This window comes from Pseudacidovorax intermedius (genome assembly GCF_003350475.1).
Lineage (GTDB): Bacteria > Pseudomonadota > Gammaproteobacteria > Burkholderiales > Burkholderiaceae_C > Xenophilus > Xenophilus intermedius.
Map to the genome: position 1 here is coordinate 114,997 of NZ_QQAV01000002.1, position 25,268 is coordinate 140,264.

At 68.4% G+C, this 25,268-nt stretch carries 24 protein-coding genes; 19 read left to right on the forward strand and 5 right to left on the reverse strand.

Features of this window, described 5'->3' with window-relative positions:
- Positions 1-22 precede the first annotated feature (22 nt).
- Entirely contained in the window at positions 23-898 is an 876-nt protein-coding gene (locus tag DFR41_RS07170; protein WP_114802276.1) for an LpxL/LpxP family acyltransferase, read from the forward strand.
- Between the two features lie 81 nt (positions 899-979).
- Here the strand turns inward: DFR41_RS07170 and DFR41_RS07175 are convergent, their stop codons facing one another.
- On the reverse strand, positions 980-1,894 hold the full coding sequence (locus DFR41_RS07175) for an alpha/beta fold hydrolase (RefSeq protein ID WP_114802277.1): 915 nt from the start codon (positions 1,892-1,894) through the stop codon (positions 980-982).
- A gap of 54 nt (positions 1,895-1,948) precedes the next feature.
- The gene (gene yihA, locus DFR41_RS07180; protein WP_244917700.1) at positions 1,949-2,551 is read right to left on the reverse strand and encodes a ribosome biogenesis GTP-binding protein YihA/YsxC; all 603 of its coding nucleotides are present in this window, start codon (positions 2,549-2,551) and stop codon (positions 1,949-1,951) included.
- A 268-nt stretch (positions 2,552-2,819) separates the two neighbouring features.
- Between yihA and DFR41_RS07185 the strand changes: the two genes are divergently transcribed.
- The 5 genes from DFR41_RS07185 (at position 2,820) to DFR41_RS07205 (ending at position 8,946) form a co-directional block, all read left to right on the forward strand.
- Positions 2,820-3,479, forward strand: a complete 660-nt coding sequence (locus tag DFR41_RS07185) for a c-type cytochrome (RefSeq protein ID WP_114802279.1) — start codon at positions 2,820-2,822, stop codon at positions 3,477-3,479.
- Positions 3,480-3,592: 113 nt separating this feature from the next.
- The gene (locus DFR41_RS07190; protein WP_114802280.1) at positions 3,593-5,776 is read left to right on the forward strand and encodes a cytochrome c biogenesis protein ResB; all 2,184 of its coding nucleotides are present in this window, start codon (positions 3,593-3,595) and stop codon (positions 5,774-5,776) included.
- The gene (gene ccsB, locus DFR41_RS07195; RefSeq protein ID WP_017757741.1) at positions 5,773-7,104 is read left to right on the forward strand and encodes a c-type cytochrome biogenesis protein CcsB; all 1,332 of its coding nucleotides are present in this window, start codon (positions 5,773-5,775) and stop codon (positions 7,102-7,104) included. The genes DFR41_RS07190 and ccsB overlap by 4 nt, the downstream gene beginning before the upstream one ends.
- Positions 7,105-7,267: 163 nt before the next feature.
- A complete protein-coding gene (gene msrP, locus DFR41_RS07200) occupies positions 7,268-8,269 on the forward strand; it encodes a protein-methionine-sulfoxide reductase catalytic subunit MsrP (protein WP_114802281.1) in 1,002 nt (333 codons plus the stop codon).
- Positions 8,269-8,946: a protein-methionine-sulfoxide reductase heme-binding subunit MsrQ gene (locus tag DFR41_RS07205; RefSeq protein WP_114802282.1), complete on the forward strand. Its 678-nt coding sequence runs from the start codon at positions 8,269-8,271 to the stop codon at positions 8,944-8,946. The genes msrP and DFR41_RS07205 overlap by 1 nt, the downstream gene beginning before the upstream one ends.
- 38 nt (positions 8,947-8,984) lie before the next feature.
- Here DFR41_RS07205 and lysA read toward each other — a convergent pair whose 3' ends face one another.
- Together lysA and lptM are read right to left on the reverse strand one after the other, a co-directional pair.
- Positions 8,985-10,280, reverse strand: coding sequence for a diaminopimelate decarboxylase (gene lysA, locus DFR41_RS07210; protein ID WP_114802283.1), 1,296 nt, complete (start codon positions 10,278-10,280; stop codon positions 8,985-8,987).
- Positions 10,277-10,537, reverse strand: a complete 261-nt coding sequence (lptM, locus tag DFR41_RS07215; protein ID WP_114802284.1) for an LPS translocon maturation chaperone LptM — start codon at positions 10,535-10,537, stop codon at positions 10,277-10,279. Before lptM ends, lysA begins: the two co-directional genes overlap by 4 nt.
- A 19-nt stretch (positions 10,538-10,556) precedes the next feature.
- Between lptM and cyaY the strand changes: the two genes are divergently transcribed.
- Positions 10,557-10,889, forward strand: a complete 333-nt coding sequence (gene cyaY, locus DFR41_RS07220) for an iron donor protein CyaY (RefSeq protein ID WP_017757745.1) — start codon at positions 10,557-10,559, stop codon at positions 10,887-10,889.
- Between the two features lie 91 nt (positions 10,890-10,980).
- Here the strand turns inward: cyaY and DFR41_RS07225 are convergent, their stop codons facing one another.
- The gene (locus DFR41_RS07225; protein ID WP_081682162.1) at positions 10,981-13,392 is read right to left on the reverse strand and encodes a penicillin-binding protein 1A; all 2,412 of its coding nucleotides are present in this window, start codon (positions 13,390-13,392) and stop codon (positions 10,981-10,983) included.
- Between the two features lie 245 nt (positions 13,393-13,637).
- Here DFR41_RS07225 and DFR41_RS07230 point away from each other — a divergent pair, with 245 nt between their 5' ends.
- The 12 genes from DFR41_RS07230 (at position 13,638) to DFR41_RS07285 (ending at position 25,142) form a co-directional block, all read left to right on the forward strand.
- Positions 13,638-14,714: a pilus assembly protein PilM gene (locus DFR41_RS07230; protein ID WP_043113835.1), complete on the forward strand. Its 1,077-nt coding sequence runs from the start codon at positions 13,638-13,640 to the stop codon at positions 14,712-14,714.
- On the forward strand, positions 14,711-15,322 hold the full coding sequence (locus DFR41_RS07235) for a PilN domain-containing protein (RefSeq protein ID WP_017757748.1): 612 nt from the start codon (positions 14,711-14,713) through the stop codon (positions 15,320-15,322). Before DFR41_RS07230 ends, DFR41_RS07235 begins: the two co-directional genes overlap by 4 nt.
- Before the next feature lie 14 nt (positions 15,323-15,336).
- A complete protein-coding gene (locus tag DFR41_RS07240; protein WP_114802285.1) occupies positions 15,337-16,014 on the forward strand; it encodes a type IV pilus inner membrane component PilO in 678 nt (225 codons plus the stop codon).
- The gene (locus DFR41_RS07245) at positions 16,014-16,559 is read left to right on the forward strand and encodes a pilus assembly protein PilP (RefSeq protein WP_017757750.1); all 546 of its coding nucleotides are present in this window, start codon (positions 16,014-16,016) and stop codon (positions 16,557-16,559) included. The genes DFR41_RS07240 and DFR41_RS07245 overlap by 1 nt, the downstream gene beginning before the upstream one ends.
- A complete protein-coding gene (locus DFR41_RS07250) occupies positions 16,556-18,730 on the forward strand; it encodes a type IV pilus secretin PilQ (RefSeq protein ID WP_114802286.1) in 2,175 nt (724 codons plus the stop codon). The genes DFR41_RS07245 and DFR41_RS07250 overlap by 4 nt, the downstream gene beginning before the upstream one ends.
- Positions 18,731-18,840: 110 nt before the next feature.
- Positions 18,841-19,368 carry a shikimate kinase gene (locus DFR41_RS07255; protein WP_269214516.1) on the forward strand — a complete coding sequence of 176 codons (528 nt, stop codon included), beginning with the start codon at positions 18,841-18,843 and terminating at the stop codon, positions 19,366-19,368.
- 30 nt (positions 19,369-19,398) lie between these two features.
- Positions 19,399-20,511, forward strand: coding sequence for a 3-dehydroquinate synthase (aroB, locus tag DFR41_RS07260; RefSeq protein ID WP_114802287.1), 1,113 nt, complete (start codon positions 19,399-19,401; stop codon positions 20,509-20,511).
- A gap of 25 nt (positions 20,512-20,536) precedes the next feature.
- A complete protein-coding gene (locus DFR41_RS07265; protein WP_114802288.1) occupies positions 20,537-21,670 on the forward strand; it encodes a deoxyguanosinetriphosphate triphosphohydrolase in 1,134 nt (377 codons plus the stop codon).
- Between the two features lie 14 nt (positions 21,671-21,684).
- A complete protein-coding gene (locus DFR41_RS07270; protein ID WP_342354297.1) occupies positions 21,685-22,887 on the forward strand; it encodes an MFS transporter in 1,203 nt (400 codons plus the stop codon).
- A 64-nt stretch (positions 22,888-22,951) separates the two neighbouring features.
- A complete protein-coding gene (locus DFR41_RS07275; protein ID WP_114802290.1) occupies positions 22,952-23,518 on the forward strand; it encodes a DUF1415 domain-containing protein in 567 nt (188 codons plus the stop codon).
- Positions 23,515-24,435, forward strand: a complete 921-nt coding sequence (locus DFR41_RS07280; protein ID WP_114802291.1) for a class I SAM-dependent methyltransferase — start codon at positions 23,515-23,517, stop codon at positions 24,433-24,435. Before DFR41_RS07275 ends, DFR41_RS07280 begins: the two co-directional genes overlap by 4 nt.
- A gap of 2 nt (positions 24,436-24,437) precedes the next feature.
- Positions 24,438-25,142, forward strand: a complete 705-nt coding sequence (locus DFR41_RS07285; RefSeq protein WP_017759869.1) for a transposase — start codon at positions 24,438-24,440, stop codon at positions 25,140-25,142.
- Positions 25,143-25,268 lie beyond the last annotated feature (126 nt).

A 25,268-nucleotide genomic window follows, 5' to 3' on the forward strand; every position in this document is an offset into this window, starting at 1 on the left:
GCGCAGCACGGAGGGTTTCGCTGTGAGTTTCTCGGCCCGCCTGGGCATCGGCTTCATGCGCGCCCTGGCCCATCTGCCGCTGCCAGTGGTGCGCGGCCTGGGCGCCGCGCTCGGGCCGGTGCTGCATGCGCTCGCCAAGCCGCGCCGCCATGTGGTGGACGTCAACCTGGCCCTGTGCTTCCCCGAGAAGACGCCCGAGGAGCGGCGCCGCATCGCGCGCCAGACCTTCGTGTACGTGGCCCAGGCCTGGTTCGACCGCGCCTGGCTGTGGCATGCGCCCGCCGAGGTGATCCGCCAGCGCGTGACGCTCAAGGGCGCGCTGGACGAGATCGACGTGGGCGAGCAGCCCACCATCCTCTTCGCGCCGCACTTCTACGGGCTGGACGCCGCCGCAACGCGGCTGACCATGCACACGCCCAAGCAGTCCACCACCATCTACACCACACAGCGCGACCCGGTCATGGACGAGTGGACGCGGCAGGGCCGCACCCGCTTCGGCAACGTGACGGTGCTGCACCGCATGGACGGCGTGAAGCAGATCGTGGCCAACCTGCGCCGCGGTGGCCTGCTGTACCTGCTGCCCGACATGGATTTCGGTCCGGCGCATACCGAGTTCGTGCCTTTCTTCCACACGCTGGCCGCGACCACGCCCTCGCTCTCGCGCTTCTCGCGGCTGGCGCGGGCCAAGGTCGTTCCGGTGCTGTCGCGTCTCACGAAGGAAGGCTACGAAATCGAGGTGTTGCCGTCCTGGCAGGACTTTCCGACCGACGATGCCATCGCGGACACGGCGCGCATGAATGCGCAGCTGGCCGATTGGATCCGCACGATGCCGGCGCAGTATTACTGGGTGCACCGGCGCTTCAAGACGCGGCCGCCGGGCGAGCCTTCGGTGTACTAGAGGGGAAGGCCGCTTCCAGGTTTCGACAGGCTCAGCCCGAACGGTGTCGGGTCACTGAACCCCATCACGCACCCGCTGCGCTCAGCCTCTCAGGCGCGGATGGCGCCGGATGAAGGCGCCGATGCGCGCCATCACCAGTTCCGGCTGCTCGTGCACCACCCAGTGCGTGGCGCCTTCCAGGCGCTCGATGTCGAGCTGGCGCACATAGTCTTCCAGGCCGTCGAGCAGGCCGGGGCGCAGGGCGATGTCCGCCATGCCCCAGAGCACCAGGGTCGGGATGTCCACCGTCACGCGCTCGCGCGGGATGTCTGGGATGTCGTTGCCGGGCTTGAGCGGCGTGACGCGGTAGAGGTTGCAGGCCCCCACCAGGCCCTGCGACCACACCTCGCGGTACCGCGCCTTGACGTCGTCGGTGAGCCAGCCCGCGTTGCCGGCGCCGGCATGCATGGACGACAGCATGCCGAAGAGCCGCGCGAAGTCGTCGCGCGCCAGCACTTCTTCGCTGCCGGGGCGCGCGAGCCAGTTCATGTAGGCACTGGCCTCCTGCTGCTCGGGGCTGTTCTTCAACTCCCGCGCGAAGGTGCCGGCATGCGGCGAGTTGATGATCACCAGCCGGCCCACGCGCGCGGGCATCGCGTTGGCCATGCCCCAGCCGAAGGCGCCCCCCCAGTCGTGGGCGACCAGCGTGTCGATCTGGCCGCCCGCCGATTCGCTCTCGGCCAGGGCGCGCAGGTCCTGCATCAGGCGATGGGCCTGGTAGGCCTCCAACTCCGCCGGCGCGCTGGAGCGCTCGAAGCCGCGCAGGTTGGGCGCCACGCAGCGATAGCCGCCGTTCTCCGGCCGGGCGAAATGCGCCAGCAGCGGGTCCCAGATGAAGGCCGCCTCCGGAAAGCCGTGGAGAAAGAGCATCAATGGCCGGCCGGGCTCGCCTGCCGCGCGGCAACTGAGCGTGATGCCATGCGGCAGCGCGCGCTCGAAGGTCTGGATGTCGGTCATCGCACATGTCTCCTGGGTGTGGGTCGGAAGACGCGTGCGTGGGTGCAGATCGCGTCAGCCGACGTCGGGGTGCGTCCAGCGCCAGATGATCTCGGCCGCTTCGTCCACACCCTGCTTCTTGAGGGCGGAGAAGAGTCTGACCTCGCCGCCGCCGGCCTGCAGTCGCGCAATCGACAGCGCCTTGTTGGCCTCGGCCCGCGTGAGCTTGTCGGCCTTGGTCAGCAGCACCAGGAAGTTCAGGCCCTGCTCGACGCGCGGGCGGATCACTTCCAGCAGGACCTCGTCCAGTTCGGTCATGCCCAGGCGCGGATCGCACATCAGCACCACGCCCGACAGTTGCTCGCGGGTCATCAGGTAGTTGCCCATCACCCGCTGCCAGCGCAGCTTGGCCTCGCGCGGCACGGCGGCATAACCATAGCCGGGCAGGTCGGCCAGCACGGCGTCGTCCACCTGGCCCTTGCCCACGCCGAACAGGTTGATGTGCTGCGTGCGGCCGGGCGTCTTGGAGGCGAAGGCCAGGCGCTTCTGCTGCGTCAGCGTGTTGATCGCCGTGGACTTGCCGGCATTGGAGCGGCCCACGAAGGCGATCTCGGGCAGGCCCAGCGGGGGCAGGGTGTCCAGCCGCGGCGAGCTGAGCAGGAAGTGCGCCGTGTGCATCCAGCCCAGGGCCGTGCGGGCGCGCTCGGCAAAGCTGGCAGCGGGCGTTGCGAGTGCTGCGGGAGCACCGGCGGAGTTGGGAGGACCGGCGTTCTCCGCCGATCCGCTGGCGGGTGCCGCTGCGGCATCGGCCGCGTCATCCGCAGGAGAGGGCGGAAAAGTTTGATCCATTCGGTACAGGGTTCTCAAGGAGGCCGTGGCAAGGGAGGGCGATTGTAGAATTGCCCGGTTTTGCGCCAGTCAGCGTACAAGTGAAGAAGCCCACGATATGAAGTTGTTCGCGCCTTATCTGCTTGCTGCCGTGCTGGGGACCGTTCTGGGGGGAACGGCCATGGCGGCAGATGCTCCGGCCACCGCGGCCAAGCCCGCCAAGCCGGATCCGGCCAAGGGCGACACCCTCTTCACGACAGCCCCGCCCAATGGTGTTGCCTGCGCCTCGTGCCACAACGCCGACGGCAATTCGGCCATCGCCGCCAACCCCAAGCTGGCGCAGCAGCATCCCGAGTACATCCTGAAGCAGCTGCACGAGTTCAAGTCCGGCAAGCGCAAGAGCCCGATCATGCAGCCCATGGTCGCCAACCTGAGCGAACAGGACATGCGCGACATCGCCTGGTTCCTCGGCAGCAAGACGGTCAAGCCCGGCTTCGCCAAGGAGAAGGACCTCGTCGTGCTGGGCGAGCGCATCTACCGCGGCGGCATTGCCGACCGCCAGGTGCCCGCCTGCGCAGGTTGCCACAGTCCCACCGGCGCCGGCATCCCTGCGCAGTACCCGCGCCTGGGTGGCCAGCATTCCGACTACACCGAAGGCCAGCTCAAGGCCTTCCGCGACGGCATCCGGGCCAACAGCCCGCAGATGACGGGCGTGGCCGCCAAGATGAACGACCGCGAGATCAAGGCCGTGTCCGACTACATCGCCGGCCTGCGTTGACTTAACGCAAGTCAAAAAACCGTCGAACCAACCGCCGACAATCCAACTCAACAAGGGCGGGCCGATCCCTGGGGATCGCCCGCCCTTTTTCCTGTCCACTGCTGCCTTCCGTCATGAGCGTCTCCACCCACGGCCTTCGCCTTCGAACCGGCTCGCAGGCCCTGCGCGCCGCCGTGGAGCTGCTGTCGTCGATGCGCTTCGCCATCGCGCTGCTGACGGTGATCTGCATTGCCTCGGTCATCGGCACTGTGCTCAAGCAGCAGGAGCCGATCAACAACTACATCAACCAGTTCGGGCCCTTCTGGGCGCAGGTCTTCCGCGCCGCGCGGCTTGACACCATCTACAGCGCCTGGTGGTTCCTGCTGATCCTGGCCTTCCTGGTGACCAGCACCTCGCTGTGCATCGCGCGCAACACGCCGCGCATCATGAGCGACCTGCGCAGCTACAAGGAAGACCTCCGCGTCCAGGGCCTGAAGGCCTTCGGTCTGCGCGCCGAGACGGTGCTGGCCGAGTCGCCCGACGCCGCCGCCAACCGCATCGGCCAGCAACTGGTGGGCGGAGGCTGGAAGGTCAAGCTGCAGAAGCGCGAAACGGCGGGCGCGCCGGCGGGCTGGATGGTCGCGGCCCGGGCCGGCGGCGCCAACAAGCTGGGCTACATGGCGGCCCATGGCGCCATCGTGCTGATCTGCCTGGGCGGCCTGCTCGACGGCGACCTCATCGTGCGTGCGCAGACCTGGCTGGGCGGCAAATCGGTCTACACCGGCGGCGGCATGATCGCGGACGTGCCCGCGCAGCACCGCCTGTCGCCGACCAACCCGACCTTCCGCGGCAACATCCTGGTGCCCGAGGGCGCGCAGTCGTCGGTGGCCATCCTCAACCAGGCCGATGGCGTGCTGCTGCAGGAGCTGCCCTTCGCCATCGAGCTCAAGAAGTTCATCGTCGACTACTACGCAACCGGCATGCCCAAGCTCTTCGCGAGCGAGGTGGTGCTGCACGACCGCGCGACCGGCGAGACGAAGAACGCGCGCATCGAGGTCAACCACCCGGCCAACTGGAAGGGTGTCGAGATTTACCAGTCCAGCTTCGACGATGGCGGCTCGCGCGTGAAGCTGCGCGCCGTGCCCATGGGCGCGGCGGCCAGGTCCTTCGAGGTCGAGGGCACCATCGGCACCAGCACCGAGCTGACCAACGGCCAAGACAAGCTCACGCTCGAATACACGGCGCTGCGCGTGATCAACGTCGAGAACTTCGCCGGCGCCAACGGCGGCAGCGGGGCCGACGTGCGCAAGGTGGACCTGGTTGGCAGCCTGGAGTCGCGCCTGGGCGCGGCCCACAAGGTGGACAAGCCCAAGGAGCTGCGCAACATCGGCCCGAGCATCGGCTACAAGCTGCGCGACGCGGCCGGCCAGGCGCGCGAATACCAGAACTACATGGTGCCGACGGTGATGGAAGAAGGCGCGCCGCCGGTCTTCCTGCTGGGTGTGCGCGAGCAGCCCGACCAGCCTTTCCGCTACCTGCGCGTGCCCGCCGACGACGAGATGGGAATGGCCGGCTTCACCCGCCTGCGCGAGGCGCTGGCCGATCCGGCGGTGCGTGCCCAGGCGGTGGACCGCTACGTGGCCCAGGCCATCGGCCCCGACCGGCCCGAGCAGGCCCAGCAGCTGCGTGCCTCGGCCCTGCGCGCCATCGGCCTGTTTGCCGGCGCCGAGCAACTGCAGGCGGGCACTGCGCGTGCGGATGGGCGCAATGCCTCCGGCTGGCAGGCCATCGCCGAATTCATCGACCAGCAGGTGCCCGAGGCCGAGCGCGAGCGGGCCGGGCAGATTCTGGTGCGCGTGGTCAACGACGTGCTCTTCGAGGTGCTCAACCTGAGCCGCACGCAGGCGGGCCAGGCACCGCTGTCTCGCGACGAGAAGTCGCAGGCCTGGCTCACGCAGGCGGTGCTGTCGCTGAGCGACGCCGCCTTCTACCCGGCGCCCGTGGCGCTCATGCTGACCGACTTCACGCAGGTGCAGGCCAGCGTCTTCCAGGTGGCGCGTGCACCGGGCAAGAGCGTGGTGTACCTGGGCTGCCTGTTGCTGATCGTGGGCATTTTTGCCATGCTCTACGTTCGCGAGCGGCGGCTGTGGGTGTGGCTGGCGCCGAGCGCCAACGGCAGCGGCGCCGAGGCGGCGATGGCCCTGTCGGTCAACCGACGCGGCCTGGACACCGACAAGGAATTCAACCGCCTGCGCGAACGCCTGCTGGGGCTGCCCCCGGCCGATGCGCCTTCTTCCGCGGAGACCCCATCCCGATGAACACCGTCACCAGCACCACCACGCTGAGCCTCAACGAAGGCTGGTTCTCCCGCCGCAGCCTGACCGATTGGCTGTTCGCCGCCTTCGTGCTGGCGGGCGGGCTGTTCGCGCTGACGCGCTATCACGGCGCCATGGACGTGTACGAGAAGGCCATCCTGCTCGGCACGCTGCCGGCGCTGGTGTGGCTGGGCTGGTTCTGGCGACCGCTCCAGCGCCTGGGGGTCGTCGTGGCCGCAGCCTCGGTGCTGGCCATCGTGAGCTACCAGGGCGATCTGGCGCGGGCCGACAGCGTGTTCTGGCTCAAGTACTTCCTTTCCAGCCAGTCGGCCATCCTCTGGATGAGCGTGCTGTTCTTCATGAGCACGGTCTTCTACTGGCTGGGCTTCTTCGCAACCGGCCAGTCCGATGCCATGGAGCGCATCGGCTCGCGCCTGGCCTGGGCGGCGGTGACGCTGGCGCTGATCGGCACCATGGTGCGCTGGTACGAGAGCCACCAGATCGGCCCCGACATCGGCCACATCCCAGTGAGCAACCTCTACGAGGTCTTCGTGCTCTTCTGCTGGATGACGGCGGCCTTCTACCTCTACTACGAGGAGCGCTACCGCACCCGCGCGCTCGGCGCCTTCGTGATGCTGGTGGTCAGCGCCGCGGTGGGCTTTCTGCTCTGGTACACGCTGGTGCGCGGTGCGCACGAGATCCAGCCGCTGGTGCCGGCCCTGCAGAGCTGGTGGATGAAGCTGCACGTGCCGGCCAACTTCATCGGCTACGGCACCTTCTCGCTGGCGGCCATGGTGGCCTTCGCCTACCTCATCAAGCAGCAGGCGGCCGAGACGCGCTGGTGGCGCCTGACGCCCATCTGGCTGCTGGGCGCTGCCCTGTGCTTCGTGCCCATCGCCTTCCGCCAGCGCGGCGTGGCCGAGGCCGGCGGCAGTTACTGGGTGGGCTATGCCCTGATCTCGGCGCTGATAGCGGCCGGCATCCTGCTGGGCCGCCGCCGCATCGCCGCCCGCCTGCCCGCCTTCGAGGTGCTGGACGACGTGATGTACAAGGCCATCGCCGTCGGCTTCGCCTTCTTCACCATCGCCACGGTGCTGGGTGCGCTCTGGGCCGCCGACGCCTGGGGCGGCTACTGGAGCTGGGACCCGAAGGAGACCTGGGCGCTGATCGTCTGGCTCAACTACGCCGCGTGGCTGCACATGCGCCTGGTCAAGGGCCTTCGCGGGACGGTCGCCTCGTGGTGGGCGCTGGTGGGGCTGGCGGTGACCACCTTCGCCTTCCTGGGCGTCAACATGTTCCTGTCGGGCCTGCACAGCTACGGCACGCTGTAGGCCAGGGCCGCCGGCCCGCGTGCCGGCGCAGCCCCACCCGCGGCGGGGGCAGGGCTTTTGGGGCAGACTGAAATCCAGGTGGGGCCGGCCTGCGTAACCAAATGGACGTGGGCATCGAACTTCCCTCTGTCCATCTGTGTCTCCCGCCTGCGAAAGGGCCCCCATGTTGATCCGTTCCCACGATGACGGCTTCGTCCATCCCGTCTCCAGCGAAATCACACCACGTGCGGTGTACGAGCAGCGCCGCCAGCTCCTGCGCCTGATGGCAACCGGCGCCGCGGGTGCGGCCATGGCCGGCTGGGCCGGCCGCGAGGCGATGGCGCAGGCTCAGAATTCCGGCGGCAAGCTCGCCCCGCTGCCGGGCGTCAAGTCCAGAGTGCCGGGCGCGCAGGTGATGGAGAAGGTCACCGACTACAAGGACGCCACCACCTACAACAACTTCTACGAATTCGGCACCGACAAGGCCGATCCAGCCAAGAACGCGCACACCCTCAAGACCCGCCCGTGGACGGTCGAGGTCGAGGGGCTGGTCAAGAAGCCGGGCAAGTACAGCATCGAGGACCTGCTCAAGCTCTCCGCCCAGGAGGATCGGGTGTACCGCCTCCGCTGCGTCGAGGGCTGGTCGATGGTGATTCCGTGGGTGGGCTATTCGCTGGCCGAGCTGATCAAACGCGTGGAGCCGCAGGGCAACGCCAAGTACGTCGAGTTCGTGACGCTGGCCGATCCGAAGACCATGCCCTTCGTCGGTTCGCGTGTGCTCGACTGGCCGTATGCCGAGGGCCTGCGCATGGACGAGGCGATGCATCCGCTCACGCTGCTGACTTTCGGCATGTACGGCGAAGTGCTGCCCAACCAGAACGGCGCGCCGGTGCGCATCGTCGTGCCGTGGAAGTACGGGTTCAAGTCGGCCAAGTCCATCGTCAAGATCCGCTTCGTCGAGAAGGAGCCGGGCACGGCCTGGAACAAGGCGGCGGCCAACGAATACGGCTTCTATTCCAACGTGAACCCCGATGTGGACCATCCACGCTGGAGCCAGGCCACGGAGCGACGCATCGGCGAGCCTGGCGGCCTGTTCGCCAAGCGGCGCAAGACGCTGCTGTTCAATGGCTACGAGGCGCAGGTCGGCCAGCTCTATGCCGGCATGGACCTGAAGAAGTTCTACTGATGGCGACGGCTGCACAGACGGGTCGCGGCACTGCTGCCCGGCCGGCGGGTGGCAACGGTCTCAACCGGCTGCTGATGCATCCGGCGGTCAAGCCGGCTGTGTTCGTGCTGTGCCTGCTTCCTTTCGCGTGGTTGCTCTATGGCGCCGTGGCGGATCAACTCGGCGCCAACCCGGCGGAGTACCTGCTGCGCGCCACGGGCGACTGGGCCCTGCGCTTTCTCTGCATCGTGCTGGCCGTGACGCCGTTGCGTGTGATGGCCAAGCTCACGGCGCTGGCCCGGTGGCGCCGCATGCTGGGGCTCTTCGCCTACTTCTATGTCGTGGTGCACCTGCTGTGCTATTCGTGGTTCGACATGGGCTTCGACCTGCCGGCCATCGTGGCGGACATTCCCAAGCGGCCGTTCATCCTCGTGGGCTTTGCGGCCTTCGTGCTGCTGACGCTGCTGGCCGCCACGTCCTTCAATCGCGCGATCAAGGCGCTGGGGGGCAAGCGCTGGCAGCGGCTGCATCGCGTGGTCTACCTGTGTGTGGGGCTGGGCTTGCTGCACTTCTTCTGGATGCGGGCCGGCAAGAACAACTTCGGCGAGGTCGGCATCTATGCCGTCGTCATCGCGGTGCTGCTGGGCTGGCGCGTGTGGCATGCAGTCGCCGCGCGCCGAGCAAGCGCCACGCGGTAGCGCAATGAAAGAAGGCGGCAGTGGCCGCCTTCGTCATTTCAAAGCAGTTGCTCCGCGCGCAACTGGTCTTCGACGGTCTCGCGCCGCCGGATCAGCCGTGCCTCGGAACCGCTGACCAGTACCTCGGCCGCACGGCCGCGTGTGTTGTAGTTGCTGGCCATGCTCATGCAGTACGCGCCGGCCGAGAGCACCGCCAGCAGGTCGCCCGATTGCACGGCCAGCTCGCGGTCGCGGCCCAACCAGTCGCCGCTTTCGCACACCGGGCCGACCACGTCGTAGCGCACCGGCTCGGCGTCCACCTTCAGCACCACCGGCTCGATGCGGTGGAAGGCCTCGTACATGGCGGGACGCGGCAGGTCGTTCATGGCCGCGTCGACGATGCAGAAGTTCTTTTCTTCGCCGGGCTTGGTGTAGAGCACCTCGGTCACGCAGACGCCCGCATTGCCGACCAGCGAGCGGCCAGGTTCGATGATCAGCTTGCGGTCGCCGAAGCCGCGGGCGTCCAGCCGGGCCAGCAGCTGCTGCCACAGCGCATCGGCAGCCGGCGGCGTGTCGCCGTTGTAGTCGATGCCCAAGCCGCCGCCAAAGTCCAGGTGCTGCAGCCGGATGTCCTGCGCCTCGATGGCCTGCACCAAGTCGAGCACGCGCTCCAGCGCATCCAGGTAGGGCGAGGCCTCGGTGATCTGCGAGCCGATGTGGCAGTCGATGCCGACGACGGTCAGGCCAGGCAGCGATGCGGCATGCCGGTAGACCTCGACCGCGCGGTCGTGCGCGATGCCGAACTTGTTGCCCTTGAGGCCGGTGGAGATGTACGGATGCGTCTTGGCGTCGACGTTGGGATTGATGCGCAGGCTGACCGGCGCGCGCTTGCCGGCGGCCACGGCGACGTCGCTCAGCACGTCGAGCTCGGCTTCGCTCTCCACGTTGAAGCAGGCGATGCCGGCCTCCAGGGCCTGCCGCATCTCCGCGCGGGTCTTGCCGACGCCGGAGAAGATGACCTTGCCCACGTCCGCACCAGCGGCCATCACGCGGGCCAGTTCGCCGCCAGAGACGATGTCGAAGCCGCAGCCGGCCTCGGCGAAGACGCGCAATACGCCCAGCGAGGAGTTGGCCTTCATGGCGTAGCAAACCAGTGCGTCCCGGCCTTCGAAGCCGCGGCGATACGCGGCCAGTGCGTCGAGCATCCACTGTTTGGAGTAGACGAACAGCGGCGTGCCGTGTTCACGCGCCAGCGCCTGCAGGTCGGCCTGCTCGACACGCAGGACGGCGCCGTCGCGGGCAATGTGGGGTTGGCCCGGCAGTGCGGTGCCGGGAGAGGCAAGGGAAGCGGTCATGGACGGGAGGCGGGAACCGAGGGAACCGAAGACGATGCGGGTGCGCTGGAAGCCTCGGCGGGTGCTGGTGCGGCCTTGCTGCCGGAGCCGGTGAGTACCTGGGGAAGCGTGGCACGCTGGGCGGCCGCAGGCTCGGTCGGCAGGTAGAGCGCGCCCTTCTGGCCGCAGGCAGACAGGGCGACCAGGGCTGCGAGCGCAAAGACCTTTGCGAGTTGGCGCAGGGAGGCGCTCACTAGAATTTGCCGAGCATTCAACATCGCGAAATTTTATCCAGTCATGACCGATGCCCAGTACCTCGATCTCGCGGAATCCGCTCTGGCAGCCATCGAACGATGCTGTGACCAGATCAACGAGAACACCGACGCGGACATCGACAACCAGCGCGTGGGCGGCATGATCACGCTGACCTTCGCCAACCGAAGCCAGGTGGTGGTGAATCTGCAGCCGCCGCTGCACGAGATCTGGCTCGCAGCCCGCACCGGCGGCTACCACTTCCGCCACGATGGGCAGCACTGGGTCGACACCAAGAGCGGCGACGAACTCTTCGGGCGGCTGTCGCAGGAGTGCAGTCTGCAGGCCGGCCAGCCGCTGAGCTTCACGGCTGGCTGAGCGCGCAGCCGGCGCGACCGACGCCGGGGTCTGCGCCGGTGCCTGAAGCCGGTGCGCATCCCCGATCCGCCAGGCGGGCCCGCCGGCCGGCTCAGTTGCGGAACAGGTCGAGGATGCGATTGCGCTCCTCGCCGCCCGAAGGTGCCGCGCCGGGGGCGCTGCCTTCGATCCCGGGCACCGTCACCGGCTCGACACCGAGGGTGCTCACGGCCCGGCCTGGCGTGTAGTCGTCGTAGTAGACCTCGCCGCCGATGCTGACCACCCCCGGCGGCGCCTGGATCTCGCTCACCGGCACGCCCTTGAGGGCGGTCTGCATGAAGCTGATCCAGATCGGCAGGCTCAGGCCGCCGCCCGTCTCGCGATCACCCAGCTTGCGGGGCGTGTCGTACCCCATCCACACCACGGCGGTGAGCGTAGGCTGGAAGCCGGCAAACCAGGCGTCCAGCGAATCGTTGGTGGTGCCGGTCTTGCCGTAGAGGTCGACGCGCTTGAGCGTGGCCTGGGCCTTGGCCGCCGTGCCACCGCTGGCCACGGACTGCAGCAGGCTGTCCATGATGTAGGCGTTGCGCTGCGGAATGGCGCGCGAGGTCTCGCCGCGCAGCGGCGGCTGCACGTCCACCAGCACCCGGTCCTTGTGGTCGGTGATGCGGGTGATCAGGTAGGGATTCACGCGGTAGCCGCCATTGGCGAACACCGAATAGGCCGCCGCCATCTGCATCGGCGTGACCGAGCCGGCGCCCAGCGCCATCGGCAGGTAGGCCGGGTGCTTTTCGCGTTCGAAGCCGAAGTTGGTGATCCAGTCCTGCGCGTAGCGGGTGCCGATGGACTGCAGCACGCGGATGGACACCATGTTCTTGGACTTCATCAGCGCCCGGCGCAGCGGCATCGGGCCCTCGAAGTTGCCGTCGTAGTTCTTCGGTTCCCAGGGCTGCCCGCCGGTGGTGCCGGCGTCGAAGAACAGCGGGCCGTCGTTGACCACGGTGCTGGGCATGAAGCCTTTTTCGAGGGCGGCCGAGTAGATGAAGGGCTTGAAGCTGGAGCCGGGCTGGCGCCACGCCTGCGTGACGTGGTTGAACTTGTTCTTGCCGAAGTCGAAGCCGCCCACCATGGCCTTGATGGCACCATCGCGCGGGTCCATGGCCACGAAGGCGCCCTCCACCTCGGGCAACTGCGTGATCTCCCAGGTGCCCTTGGCGGTCTTCGCCACGCGGATGACGGCGCCGCGGCGGATGCGCACGTTCGGCGCCGCCTTGTCCGACAGGCCCGACTGCGCCGGGCGTAGGCCTTCACCGGTGATCTGCAGTTCTTCGCCACTGGCGCGAACGGCGGTGACTTCCTTGGGGCTGGCCTTGAGCACCACGGCCGACATCACGTCGCCGTTGTCGGGATGCTCGGCCAGGACGTCGTCCACGGCTTCGTCCAGTTCCTTGGGGTCGCTCGGCAGGTCGATGAACTTCTCGGGCCCGCGGTAGATCTGGCGCCGCTCGTAATCCATGATGCCTCGGCGCAGAGCCGAATAGGCCGCCGATTGCTGCGAAGCGACCAGCGAGGTGTAGACCTTCAGGCCACGCGTGTAGGTGCTGTCGCCGTACTGCGCATACATCAGCTGGCGCACCGTCTCGGCCACGTACTCGGCATGCAGCCGGTCGGGATCGTTGGCGTTGCGCAGGTGCAGGCGCTCGGCACGGGCCTCCTTCGCCTGCGCCTCGGTGATGAAGCCGGCCTCGACCATGCGGTCGACGACGTAGAGCTGGCGCGCCCGCGCTCGGGAGGGGTTGTTGACCGGGTTGTTGGCGCCCGGTGCCTTGGGCAGCCCGGCCAGCATCGCGGCTTCGGCAATGGTGATGTCCTGCAGCGGCTTGCCGAAGTACGACTCGGACGCCGCGGCGAAGCCGTAGGAGCGGTTGCCCAGGTAGATCTGGTTCAGGTAGATCTCGAGGATCTGGTCCTTGCTGAGCTGGTGCTCCAGCTTGAAGGCCAGCAGGATCTCGTAGATCTTGCGGGTGAGCGTCTTTTCGGAGCTGAGGTAGACGTTGCGCGCCACCTGCATCGAGATGGTCGATGCGCCCTGGCTCTTCACCCGGTTGAGGTTGGCCAGGCCGGCGCGGATCACGCCCTTGTAGTCGACCCCGCCATGGTCGTAGAAGCGGGCATCTTCCGCCGCCAGCACCGCTTCCTTCATCACCTTGGGCACGGTGGCGATGGGCGTGAGGTTGCGGCGCTCCTCGCCGAACTCGCCGATCTGGATGCCTTCCGCGGAGAAGACGCGCAGCGGCAGCTTGGGCCGGTAGTCGGCGAGTTCCGAGACGTCCGGCAGGTTGGGATAGGCGACCGCCAGGGCCACTGCCCCCACCAGCAGCGCGCTGGCGACGGCGGCGCCCGCGATGCCCAGCATCCACAGGAGGATGCGCGTGGTCCAACGCAGCCAGGCGGGCCCGGGCGGGCGCTTCTGGGCCTTGTCTTCTCGGGGGGAGGGCGCCGGCGCGCGTGAGGAGGGGGGCATGGGGCGAGAGGCTCTTGGGGCCGCGGATTATAAAAACCGGGTCGCTTCTCACCCCTGGTTACACTGATCGTTACTTTGCGTTGAGGATGCGGGGGGCTGGCTTCGTATTCTTTTAACAACTAATGCAATTTCGTTAAAAAAAGCCGACGGCGGCTGTTGGTGCGGGGGGTGTTGCGCTGATAGCATCTATTCACACGCATTTTTTGCCAAGTGTTACAAGCACGTGAACGGCTGAGCGTCCTCCGATGGCCCTTGGATCACTTTTTCGTCGACAGCCGCCGCCTCTTCTGGGCCTGGACGTCTCTTCGTCCAGCGTGAAGCTGGTGGAACTCGAGCGCAATGCCGCGGGCAAGCTGGTGCTTCTGCGCTGCGCGATCGAACCGCTGGAACGCGGCTGGATCACGGACGGTAACGTCGAGAAATTCGACGAGGTCGCCGAAGCCGTGCGCCGGGTTGTGCGCAAAAGTGGCGCCAAGACCAAGAATGCGGCCCTGGCGCTGCCGCCATCGGCCGTGATCACCAAGAAGGTGATCCTGCCGGCCGGCCTGAGCGAGACGGAGCTCGAGGTCCAGGTCGAGTCCGAAGCCAACCAATACATCCCCTTCTCGCTGGACGAGGTCAGCCTCGACTTCTGCGTCATGGGCCCCAGCGCGGGCAGCCCCGAGGATGTGGAGGTGCTGATCGCCGCCTCCCGCAAGGAGAAGGTGCAGGACCGTCAGGGTCTGGCGGAGGCGGCCGGCCTGAAGGCGGTGATCCTGGACGTGGAGTCCTTCGCTTCCCGGCTCGCCGCGGCGCGGCTGATCGAGCAGTTGCCCGCCCAGGGCCGCGACGCCGTCGTCGCGCTGTTCGAGGTGGGAGCCAGCACCACGAGCATGCAGGTGCTGCGCAACGACGAGGTGCTGTACGACCGCGATCAGGCCTTCGGGGGTGCGCAACTCACCCAGTTGATCGTGCGCCAGTACGGCTTCTCGGCCGAGGAGGCTGAGGCCAAGAAGCGCAGCGGCGACCTGCCCGAAGACTACGAATCCGCCGTACTCAAGCCCTTTGTGGCCAGCATCGCGCAGGAGATCGCGCGGGCGCTGCAGTTCTTCTTCACCAGCACGCCGCACAACCGCGTGGATTACGTGCTGCTGGCCGGCGGCTCCGCGGGGCTGCCCGGGCTCACCCATGCGGTGACGCGCCAGACCTCCTTCGCCTGCTCGCTGCTCAATCCTTTCGAGGGCATGGAGTTCGATTCGGGCGTGCGTGCCAAGCGGCTCCAGCGCGAGTCCGCCTCCTACCTCACGGCCTGCGGGCTGGCGATGCGGAGGTTCCTGCAGTGATCCTGATCAACCTGCTGCCGCACCGCGAGGCGGCCCGCAAGCGCCGCAAGGAGAACTTCTACGCCTCGCTGGGCGCCGCGGCCCTGGCCGGGGGCCTGATCGCCGGCGTGGCCTTCCTGTACCTGCAGGCCCTGATCCTCGACCAGCAGACGCGCAACGCGCTGCTGAGTTCGGAGATACAGAAGTTGGACACCGAGATCAAGGAGATCGCCACGCTGCAGGGCGAAATCGCCGGGCTGCGCGCGCGCCAGAAGTCGGTCGAAGACCTGCAGGCCGACCGCAACCTGCCGGTGCACCTGCTCAATGAGCTGGTCCGGCAGTTGCCCGACGGCGTCTACCTGACCAGCATGCGCCAGGAAAACCAGACCGTGACCTTGCAGGGCGCGGCCCAGTCCAACGAGCGGGTCTCGGAGTTGCTGCGCAACCTGGGCAACAGCAGCCCCTGGCTGGTCAAGCCCGAGCTGGTGGAAATCACTGCGGGCGTGGTCACGCTCAGTCCCCGGGATCAGCGCCGGGTGTCGAATTTCACGATGCGCGTGGGCGTGCGCCGTCCGACGGAGGCCCAGAAGCCGACGTCGCCGGCGCCCGCGGCATCGACCAAGGGTTGAAAGGGCGAGCGGAGATGGCGTCGCGCATTTCATTGCCACGCGCGGATGTGGGTGCGGCACTGCGCGCGGCCGCGCGGCAGTTCCGCGGCCTCGATCCCAACGATCCGTCCCGCTGGCCGGCCGTGCCGCGCTACGCCCTGTGCGCCGTCGTCGCGGCGGCGGTGGTGGTGGTGCTGTGGTTCGTCTGGCTGGGTGGCGTGGACGAGGAGTACCAGGCCGACCTCGGTCGTGAGCAGTCGCTGCGCGAGGACTACCGGACCAAAGTGGCGCGGGCCGTCAACCTCGAGCAGCTGAAGAAGCAGCGCGAGCAGGTGCAGCAGTACGTGCTCGTGCTCGAAAAGCAATTACCCAGCAAGGCCGAGATGGATGCCTTGCTGTCCGACATTAACCAGGCCGGCCTGGGCCGCAGCCTGCAGTTCGAGCTCTTCCGCCCGGGCCAGGTCGAGGTGCGTGACTACTACGCCGAGCTGCCGATCGCCGTGCGCGTCACGGGGCGCTACCACGACATGGGTGCCTTCGCTGCCGACATTGCCAACCTGTCGCGCATCGTGACGCTCAACAACCTGTCCATCGTGCCCCAGAAGGACGGCGGCGGGCTGACCATGGACGCTACCGCCCGCACCTACCGCTACCTGGATGCCGACGAGCAGGCCGCGCAGCGCAAGGCGTCCGCCGCCCAGGCCAAGAAATGATGAAGAAGACCGGCCTCCTGCTGCTGGCCTGTTCGGCAGCCGTCCTGCTCACCGGCTGCCTGGGATCCGATCAGGACGACCTGGTGGAGTGGATGCGCCAGGAACGCGCCAACGCCAAGCCGCGCATCGAGCAGATTTCCGAGCCGAAGAAGTTCGTGCCCCAGGCCTACACCGAGACCGGCGCCGTCGAGCCCTTCGACAACCAGCGGCTGCTGCAGGCCCTGCGACGGGACAGCACGAGCCCTGCCGTGCGCTCGGACCTGATCGCGCCCGAACTCAACCGGCCCAAGGAGCCCCTGGAGGCCTATCCGCTGGATTCGATGGCCATGGTGGGCAGCCTCAAGCGCGGGGGTCAGCAGGTGGCGCTGGTGATGGTGGACAAGCTGCTCTACCAGGTGCGGGTGGGCAACCACCTTGGACAGAACTACGGGCGCGTGATGCGCATCGACGAGACGGAGCTGGCCTTGCGCGAGATCGTGCAGGACGCCGCGGGTGAATGGATCGAGCGCACGGCGACGCTGCAGCTGCAAGAGAGGTCGAAATGAAGTCATTGGTCAGCACTCCCGCACTGGGTTGGCTGCGGCGCGCGGGCATGGCGATGCTCTGCCTGGGAAGCATGGCGCTGGCGCAGGCGCAGAACGCGATCCAGGCCGTGACGGGCTCGGTGCAGTCGGGCTCGGAGGTCGTGCGCATCGACTTCGCCCGGCCGCTCGCCGCGCCACCCACCGGCTTCACCGTCCAGAACCCGGCGCGCATCGCGCTGGACTTTCCGGCCACCACCAATGCCCTGGGCCGGTCCTCGGTCGACGTGAACCAGGGCAACCTGCGGTCGGTGAACGTGGTGCAGGCGGCCGATCGCACGCGGCTGGTGCTCAACCTGAAGCAGGCCACGGCCTATCGCACGGACATCCAGGGGAGTTCGCTGCTCGTGGTGCTCAGCCCCGCGCCCGGCCAGGCGCTGGCCGCGCCGGCCCAGCAGTCCTTTTCCGAGAACTTCAACCGCGACAGCCAGCCGCTGCGCGACATCGACTTCCGCCTGGGCCCGGACAACACGGGCCGCGTGATCGTCGAACTCGCCAACAACCAGGTCGGTGTGGACGTGCGCCAGCAAGGCCGCGCGCTGGTGGCCGAATTCACCAAGTCGACCCTGCCCGAGGGCCTGCGCCGACGGCTGGACGTGACGGACTTCAACACGCCGGTGCAGTTCGTCAACGCCCAGCAGGTGGGCGATCGCGTGCGCCTGACCATCGACGCGCGCGGCGACTACGAGCACAGCGCCTACCAGAGCGACAACCAGTTCGTGGTCGAGGTGCGCGCCCGCAAGGTCGACCCGACCAAGCTGACCCAGGGCGTGGGCTATACCGGCGAGAAGCTGTCGCTGAACTTCCAGAACATCGAGATCCGCTCGCTGCTGCAGGTGATCGCGGACTTCACCAACTTCAACATCGTCACCTCCGACTCGGTGACCGGCTCGCTGACGCTGCGCCTGAAGGATGTGCCCTGGGACCAGGCGCTGGACATCATCATGCAGGCCAAGAACCTGGGCATGCGCAAGAACGGCTCGGTGCTGTGGATCGCGCCCAAGGACGAGATCAACGCCAAGGAGAAGATGGAATACGAGGCCAAGGCGGCCATCGAGAACCTGGAGCCGCTGCGCACCCAGTCCTTCCAGCTCAACTACACCAAGGCGATCGTCATCGCCCAGGGCCTGACCGGCACCGGCACGGCGGCCGGCGGCGGTGGCGGCACGGGGACTGCCACGCGCATCCTGAGCGCCCGCGGCAGCGTGATCGCCGAATCGCGCACCAACCAGCTGTTCGTCTCGGACGTGCCGTCCAAGCTGGCCCAGGTGGCCGAGCTGATCCAGAAGCTGGACGTGCCCGTGCGCCAGGTGATGATCGAGGCGCGCATCGTCGAGGCCACCGACACCTTCGGCAAGTCGCTGGGCGCGCGCCTGGGTGGCAGCTTCATCAACAACCGCAGTTCCTTCGGCACCTATCCGACCGTGACCGGCGGTGGCACTACCTCCACCAGCACCACCACGGGTGGCACTACCACGACCACGTCGACGACGACCAGCCCCACCGTGAGCTTCGGCACGGCCACGCTCAACAACTTCATCAACCTGCCCGCCGGCGACGCTGGCGGCACGGGCAATGCAGCCGGGGCTTTCACGCTGGCGCTGTTCAATTCCAGCTTCTCGCGCATGCTGAACCTGGAGATCTCGGCGCTCGAGGCCGATGGCAAGGGCCGCGTGATTTCGAGCCCGCGCGTCATCACCGCCGACCAGACCAAGGCGCTGATCGAGCAGGGCGAAGAGATTCCCTATCAGCAGGCCACGTCCAGCGGTGCCACCTCGATCTCCTTCCGCAAGGCGGTGCTCAAACTCGAAGTGACGCCGCAGATCACGCCCGAGGGCAACATCATCCTGACGCTGGACGTGAACAAGGACTCCCGCGGCGTGAACACCTCGGCAGGCCCCGCCATCAACACCAAGCATGTGCAGACCGAAGTGCTGGTCGAGAACGGCGGCACGGTGGTGATCGGCGGCATCTTCGAGCTGACCGAAACCAACGACGAATCGCGCATCCCGGTGCTGGGCGAGGTGCCGGTGGTCGGCGCCCTGTTCCGCAAGCGTGATCGCGTGTCGAACAAGACCGAGATGCTGGTGTTCATCACGCCGAAGATGATCACCGACCGCAACGCCGCGCGTTGATGTCGGCCGAGGCTTTGCCGGGCCGAAGCGCCCGGCAAAGCCGCTGATACACTGCCGCGCGTTTTCGCATCCTGCAGGGGCCACCAGGCTCCTGCGCATCTTCGGCTTCCGTGTCTTCCTCCCAATCCATCGCCCTGGTCGGCATGCCCGGCGCCGGCAAGTCGGCGGTGGGCAAGGAACTCGGCCGCCGCCTGCAGCGTGCCTTTGCCGACAGCGACGTGGTCATCGAGCAGCGCATCGGCTGCTCCATCCGCGAGTACTTCGAACGCGAGGGCGAGGCCGCCTTCCGTCAGCTCGAGGAACAGGTGCTCGCCGAGCTGGGCGAGCAGGGCGCCGGCGTGGTGGCCACGGGGGGCGGCATCGTCATCCGGCCGGCCAATCGCGCCTGCCTGCAACAGTCCTTCCGCGTCGTCTACCTGCACGCGGCGCCTGAGGACCTGTACCGCCGCCTGCGCCACGACACCAAGCGACCGCTGCTGCAGGTGGCCGATCCGCTGGCCCGCCTGCGCGAGCTCTATGCGTCGCGCGACGGGCTCTACCGTGAGGTGGCCCATGCCGTCGTCGAGACCGGCCGTGCCTCCGTCGGCGCTGTCGTGACGGACGTCCAGCGGCAGCTGCAAGCAGCCTCCGAAGGCTGAAGGACAGAGGCCGCCCTCTAAACTCGGGGCATGGCCGCTACCCCATCCCTTGCGCCGGCCGTCGAGCAAGTCCGCATCGACCTTGGCGAGCGCAGCTACCCCATCCTGATCGGCGCCGGCCTGCTGGCCGAGACCGCCACCTACGCCACGCTGCCGGCGGCATCGGCCGCCGTGATCGTGACCAACACCACCGTCGCGCCGCTCTATGCGCAGCAACTGCGCGAGACTCTCTGCGACCGCTTCGCCGCGGTGCGCGTGGTTGAACTGCCCGATGGCGAGTCGCACAAGAACTGGGAGACGCTGCAGACCATCTTCGACGCGCTGCTGGCCGCCCGTTGCGACCGCCGCACGGTGCTGTTCGCGCTCGGCGGGGGCGTGGTGGGCGACATGACCGGCTTCGCCTCCGCCTGCTACATGCGCGGCGTGCCTTTCGTGCAGGTGCCGACCACGCTGCTGGCACAGGTCGATTCCTCCGTGGGCGGCAAGACGGCCATCAACCATCCACTGGGCAAGAACATGATCGGCGCCTTCTACCAGCCGCAGCTGGTGGTATGCGACCTGTCCACCCTGCGCACGCTGCCGCCGCGCGAGGTGTCCGCGGGGCTGGCCGAGATCATCAAGTACGGGCCCATCTACGACATGGCCTTCTTCGACTGGATCGAGGCGAACATCGCCGCGCTGGTGGCGCGCGAACCCGCCGCCCTGGCCCATGCGGTGCGCCGCAGTTGCGAGATCAAGGCGGCCGTGGTGGGCCAGGACGAGCGCGAGTCGGGCCTGCGCGCCATCCTCAACTTCGGCCACACCTTCGGCCATGCCATCGAATCCGGCCTGGGCTATGGCGAGTGGCTGCATGGCGAGGCCGTGGGCTGCGGCCTGGTGATGGCGGCGCGTCTGTCGCAGAAGCTGGGCGGCGTCGATGCCGCCTTCGTCGAGCGGCTGACCGCGCTGGTGCGCCGCGCCGGCCTGCCGGTCGTTGCGCCGGCGCTGGGCGCGCAGCGCTACCTCGACCTGATGCGCGTGGACAAGAAGGCCGAGGCCGGCGAGATCCGCTTCGTGGTCATCGACCGGCCGGGCAGCGCCCTGATGCGCCCGGCGCCCGATGCCCTGGTGCGCGAGGTGTTGTCCGAATGCGTGGCAGCCTGAGCGTGCGCGCCGGCAAGGCGGGGCGATGAGCGCGCCGGCCTGGGCCAGCGACCCCGCCCGCAGCCGCGGACGCCGCTTCGCCGAGCCGCCCGCGCCCACGCGCGACGACTTCCAGCGCGACCGCGACCGCATCGTCCATTCGACGGCCTTCCGCCGGCTGGTCTACAAGACGCAGGTCTTCCTCAACCACGAGGGCGACCTGTTCCGCACCCGGCTCACGCATTCGCTGGAGGTGGCGCAACTCGGCCGCTCGGTGGCGCGATCCCTGGGGCTCAACGAGGATCTGGTCGAGGCCATCGCCCTGGCGCACGACCTGGGCCACACGCCGTTCGGCCATGCCGGGCAGGATGCGCTCAACGGCTGCATGGCCGAGCACGGCGGCTTCGAGCACAACCTGCAGAGCCTTCGCGTGGTCGACGCGCTGGAGCACCGCTACCCCGGCTTCGACGGCCTGAACCTCTGCTTCGAGACGCGCGAGGGCATCCTCAAGCACTGCTCGCGCGCCAATGCCGAGCGGCTGGAGACGCAGGAGCCGGGCGGCATCGCACGGCGTTTCCTCGATGGCACGCAGCCCGGCCTCGAGGCGCAGCTCACCAACCTGGCCGACGAGATCGCCTACAACGCCCACGACATCGACGATGGCGTGCGCTCGGGACTGTTGCGGCTGGAGGCGCTGCAGGAGGTGCCGCTGTTCGAGCGCCACCGCCGCCAGACGCTGGCCGAGCACCCGGCGCTGGACGATCGCCGCCTGCTCTACGAGGCCATCCGCCGCATGCTGAGCGAACAGGTCTACGACCTGATCGACACCACGCGCGCCGCGCTCGCGCAGGCCGATCCGCAGGACGCCGAGGCGGTGCGCCGGCTGCCGCCCCTGGTGCGCTTCAGCGAGGACATGCGCGGCCAGTCGGTGGCACTCAAGCGTTTTCTCTTTGCCAACCTGTACCGCCATCCGCAGGTCACCCGCACGACGGGGCGGGCGCAGGACGTGGTGCGCGACCTGTTCGCGGCCTATGTGCAGGGCGACCTGAGCCTGCCCGAACGGCACGCGCAGCGACCCGACCGCCACCGTGCCGTGGCCGACTACATCGCTGGCATGACCGATCGCTTCGCCGTGCGTGAACACGAGCGGCTGACGGGCCGGCCGTGGACGGACGAATGAGCACGGCCGCGCCCGTGTCCCGCCACGCCGCGTTCTTCGTGGTCTTCGGGGGGGTGAGCGCCGCCATCCATCTGGGCAAGCTGCCGCCTGCGTTGCCGGCGTTGCACGACGAACTGGGGCTGTCGCTGGTGCAAGCCGGCTTCCTGCTGTCGGTGCTGCAGTTCGCGGGCATGGGATTCGGCCTGCTGGCGGGCGTGCTGGCCGACGGCCTGGGCGCGCGGCGCTGCATGCTCATCGGACTGGGGCTGCTCACCGGCGCATCGGCCGCGGCAGGTGCGTGGGGGCAGATGGGCATCGGCTTCGGGGCCATGCTCGCGCTGCGCGTGGTGGAAGGGGCGGGCTTTCTGCTGGCGGTGATGCCCGGGCCGGCGCTGGTGCGGCGGCTGGCGGTGCCGGGCACCGAGAAGGCGGCGCTGGGCTGGTGGGGCGCCTACATGCCCCTGGGGGTGTCGCTCGCGTTGCTGGCGGGGCCCGTGTTCCTGCACGTCGCGGGCTGGACGGGCTGGTGGCAGGGCGCCGCGCTGGTGTCCGCCATGGCCATGCTGGGGCTGATCCATGCCGTGCCGGCCGATGGGGGGCGCACCGCACCCGCTGGCGCTGGCTGGTCGTCGCGCCTGGGCCTGACGCTGCGCGAGCCGGGCGCCTGGCTGGTGGCGGGCGCCTTCTGCGTCTATGCGGCGCAGTGGATGGCCGTGATCGGTTTCCTGCCGACCATCTACGCGTCGGCCGGCATGCCGGCAGCCTGGACGGCGCTGCTCACCGCGGTGGCGGCCGCCGTCAACATCGTCGGCAACGTGAGCGGCGGCCGCCTGCTGCAGCGCGGGCACGCGCCGCAACGCCTGCTGATGCGCGGTTTTCTGGTGATGGCGCTGATGGCTGCTCTGGCCTTCGCCCAGATCGGCAGCGGCGATCAGGTCTGGGCGCTGCCCATGCCCGTCCGCTACCTTGCCGTCTGCGTGTTCTCGCTGGCGGGCGGCATGGTGCCCGCCACGCTCTTCCTGCTGGCGGGGCGCGTGGTGCCGCAGGCGGCCTCCACCACGGTGGGGCTGATGCAGCAGGCCTCGTCGCTTGGCCAGTTCCTGGCGCCGCCCGTGGTGGGTTGGCTGGCCCAGCGCGTCGGAGGCTGGCACTGGACCTGGGTGTTCGCGCTCGGCTGTTCGCTGGCCGGCATGCAGATGGCCCGCTGGCTGGGGCGTCGCACGCAGGCTGGCGATTGAGAAGGACGGGACAATCGGCGGACGCCGGGCCCGCCGCGGCTCCTGCACACCCAAGGAATTCTTCATGACCATCGATGCCACGCAGGCCATCGCCGACACGCGCCGCTGGGTCGACCGGGCGGTCATCGGCCTGCAGCTGTGCCCCTTTGCCAAGGCCGTGCAGGCCAAGGGCCAGGTCCACTACGCCGTCCATGCCGGCGACGACCTGGACCTCCTCGCCGAGCGCCTGCTGGCCGAGGCCCAGGCGCTGCGCGAGACACCCGCCGACCTCCGTGACACCACCCTGCTGATCGTCCCCGACGCCTTGCACGACTTCTACGACTTCCACGATTTCACCGGCCGCTGCGAGCGCCTGATGCGCCGCGCCGGGCACGAGGGCGAGCTTCAGCTGGCCAGCTTCCATCCGCGCTTCCAGTTCGCCGGGGAGGACGAGGGCGCGCTGGGCAACTTCAGCAATCGCTCGCCCCATCCCACGCTGCACCTGCTGCGCGAAGCCAGCATCGACCGCGCGGTCGAGGCCTTTCCGGACGCGGCGGACATCTTCGAGCGCAACATCGACACGCTCGAAGCCCTGGGGGCAACGGGCTGGGCAGCCTTGGACGTGGGTGCTGGGGCAGGGGGCCGGCCATGAAGCGCCAGGCAGACAAGGGGCAGCGCGCGGGCGCGACCGCCGCGGCAGACGCGGCGCTGGCCGAGGAGCTGCGGCCCGGCCAGTCGGTCGAGCTGCTCAAGGAGCTGCACATCCTGACGCGCGAGGGTCGCCTCAACCAGGACTCCCGGCGCAAGCTCAAGCAGGTCTACCACCTCTACCAGTTCATCGAGAAGCTGCTGCTGGAGCTGCCGGAGGAGGGCGCTGCCGCGACCGTGGCGGACCATGGTGCCGGCAAGTCCTACCTGGGCTTCATCCTGCACGACCTGTTCTTCAAGGCCCGAGGCGGCGGACACATCTACGGCATCGAGACCCGGGCCGAGCTGGTCGAGCGCTCGCGGGCGCTGGCCGACCGGCTGGGCTTCGCGCGCATGCATTTCCTGGCCCTGTCGGTGGCCGAATCGGCCACCGCCACCGAGCTGCCGGCGCAGATCGACATGGTCACCGCGCTGCATGCCTGCGACACCGCCACCGACGACGCCATCGCCTTCGGCCTGGCCAAGCAGGCGCGCTTCATGGTGCTGGTGCCCTGCTGCCAGGCCGAGGTGGCGGCCAGCCTGCGGCAGAACAAGGCGCTGTCGCTGGCGCGCACGCCGCTGGCCGAGCTGTGGCGGCATCCGCTGCACACGCGCGAGATCGGCAGCCAGCTCACCAATGTGCTGCGCTGCCTGTACCTGGAAGCCTGTGGCTACCAGGTGACGGTGACCGAACTGGTCGGCTGGGAGCACAGCATGAAGAACGAGCTGATCCTGGCGCGCCGCACGGGCCATCGCAAGGCCAGCGCCGCCCAGCGACTGCGGGCGCTGTTGGCCGAGTTCGGTCTGGACGCACTGGCCGGGCGCCGCTTTCCGGCACTGCCGCTCGCGGCGTCGGCGACCGAGGCCGTGCACGAGGCCTGAACATGGCCAGGCAGCCCAGGCTGGCGCTGGCCGGCCATCCGCACCACCTGATCCAGCGCGGCAACAACGACCAGGCGGTGGTGGTCGACACCGCCGACCGGCAGATGCTGCTGGACACGCTGGGCGAGCAGGCCCAGCGCACGGGCGTGGCCCTGCACGCCTACGTGATCCTGGAGGACCATTTCCACGTCCTTGCGACGCCGCCGACAGCCGAGGCGCTCTCGCTGTGGATGCAGGCCGTGGGACGCCACTATGTGCGCCACTTCAACGACCGTCACGGACGGCGCGGCACGCTGTGGGAGGGCCGCTACCGCGGCACGGTGCTGCAGGCCGAGCGCTACTTCCTGCCCTGCATGGCCTACATCGACCTGCATCCGGTGCGGGCGGGCCTGGTGGAGCAGGCGCGGGACTATGCGTGGTCCAGCCATGGCCACTACGCGGGGCTGCGCACCGATCGCTTCCTCACGCCCCATGCGCTGTACTGGGCGCTGGGCAACACGCCCTTCGCGCGCGAGGCCGCGTACGCCGAAATGGTGCATGTGGGGCCGACGCGCGCTGAACAGCTCATCCTGACGGAGGCCACCCGCAAGGGATGGGCGGCGGGCGAGGCTGCCTTCGTCCAGCAGTTGCAGGCCGATACGACGCGCCGATTGGCGGTCGGGCGTGCAGGGCGTAAGCCGAAAGATCCCAGTCTTCCCGGGGGCTGATGCCTCGCAAGCGGCCGTAAGATCGGTTACTCCGCGTTGATCTTGATCTGTCCCTAATTCTGAAGCGGTAAGAAATGGCTGACGCAAAAAAGGAGTCTGACCCCAATTAAAACGTTTGGCATTCTT

Bases quoted from the DNA above. Each gene is read 5' to 3' on its own strand.
- DFR41_RS07190 (WP_114802280.1), top strand. From the start codon at position 3,593: ATGAGCGTCTCCACCCACGGCCTTCGCCTTCGAACCGGCTCGCAGGCC.
- DFR41_RS07240 (WP_114802285.1), top strand. From the start codon at position 15,337: ATGGCGTCGCGCATTTCATTGCCACGCGCGGATGTGGGTGCGGCACTG.
- DFR41_RS07185 (WP_114802279.1), top strand. From the start codon at position 2,820: ATGAAGTTGTTCGCGCCTTATCTGCTTGCTGCCGTGCTGGGGACCGTT.
- yihA (WP_244917700.1), bottom strand. From the start codon at position 2,551: ATGCACACGGCGCACTTCCTGCTCAGCTCGCCGCGGCTGGACACCCTG.
- DFR41_RS07245 (WP_017757750.1), top strand. From the start codon at position 16,014: ATGAAGAAGACCGGCCTCCTGCTGCTGGCCTGTTCGGCAGCCGTCCTG.
- lysA (WP_114802283.1), bottom strand. From the start codon at position 10,280: ATGACCGCTTCCCTTGCCTCTCCCGGCACCGCACTGCCGGGCCAACCC.
- DFR41_RS07265 (WP_114802288.1), top strand. From the start codon at position 20,537: ATGAGCGCGCCGGCCTGGGCCAGCGACCCCGCCCGCAGCCGCGGACGC.
- lptM (WP_114802284.1), bottom strand. From the start codon at position 10,537: ATGTTGAATGCTCGGCAAATTCTAGTGAGCGCCTCCCTGCGCCAACTC.
- DFR41_RS07175 (WP_114802277.1), bottom strand. From the start codon at position 1,894: ATGACCGACATCCAGACCTTCGAGCGCGCGCTGCCGCATGGCATCACG.
- DFR41_RS07250 (WP_114802286.1), top strand. From the start codon at position 16,556: ATGAAGTCATTGGTCAGCACTCCCGCACTGGGTTGGCTGCGGCGCGCG.
- DFR41_RS07230 (WP_043113835.1), top strand. From the start codon at position 13,638: ATGGCCCTTGGATCACTTTTTCGTCGACAGCCGCCGCCTCTTCTGGGC.
- DFR41_RS07285 (WP_017759869.1), top strand. From the start codon at position 24,438: ATGGCCAGGCAGCCCAGGCTGGCGCTGGCCGGCCATCCGCACCACCTG.
- cyaY (WP_017757745.1), top strand. From the start codon at position 10,557: ATGACCGATGCCCAGTACCTCGATCTCGCGGAATCCGCTCTGGCAGCC.
- DFR41_RS07275 (WP_114802290.1), top strand. From the start codon at position 22,952: ATGACCATCGATGCCACGCAGGCCATCGCCGACACGCGCCGCTGGGTC.
- DFR41_RS07205 (WP_114802282.1), top strand. From the start codon at position 8,269: ATGGCGACGGCTGCACAGACGGGTCGCGGCACTGCTGCCCGGCCGGCG.
- DFR41_RS07280 (WP_114802291.1), top strand. From the start codon at position 23,515: ATGAAGCGCCAGGCAGACAAGGGGCAGCGCGCGGGCGCGACCGCCGCG.
- DFR41_RS07225 (WP_081682162.1), bottom strand. From the start codon at position 13,392: ATGCCCCCCTCCTCACGCGCGCCGGCGCCCTCCCCCCGAGAAGACAAG.
- aroB (WP_114802287.1), top strand. From the start codon at position 19,399: ATGGCCGCTACCCCATCCCTTGCGCCGGCCGTCGAGCAAGTCCGCATC.
- ccsB (WP_017757741.1), top strand. From the start codon at position 5,773: ATGAACACCGTCACCAGCACCACCACGCTGAGCCTCAACGAAGGCTGG.
- msrP (WP_114802281.1), top strand. From the start codon at position 7,268: ATGTTGATCCGTTCCCACGATGACGGCTTCGTCCATCCCGTCTCCAGC.